General features: G+C 45.7%; 1 rRNA gene. It reads right to left on the bottom strand.

The features are described 5' to 3' along the window. Window positions 1-163: 163 nt before the first annotated feature. Window positions 164-267 (bottom strand): 23S ribosomal RNA (locus tag JYB63_RS23130); the annotation flags it as partial.

The following is a 267-nucleotide window of genomic DNA, read 5'->3' as shown; positions in this document are numbered from 1 at the left end:
AAAAAAGGTAACAATCTAAATCCTGTATGCCTTATTCAGGCTGAGTCTTAGGTAACACTGTACAAACTCTAATCCGTCTCGCTTTTCAGCAAGCTCTATGTATCTTCAGTTCTTGATCCGTGTTGCGCCTCTTATGTGCACAACCAAACGCTTTTGGCGTTATATGGTCAAGCCTCACGAGCAATTAGTACTGGTTAGCTCAACGCCTCACAACGCTTACACACCCAGCCTATCAACGTCCTGGTCTTGAACGGCTCTTCAGGGGAC

The sequence above is a fragment of the Aliamphritea spongicola genome, from assembly GCF_017051665.1.
Classification (GTDB): Bacteria; Pseudomonadota; Gammaproteobacteria; order Pseudomonadales; family Balneatricaceae; genus Amphritea; species Amphritea spongicola.
This window is presented reverse-complemented; position numbering and strand designations above follow the sequence as displayed.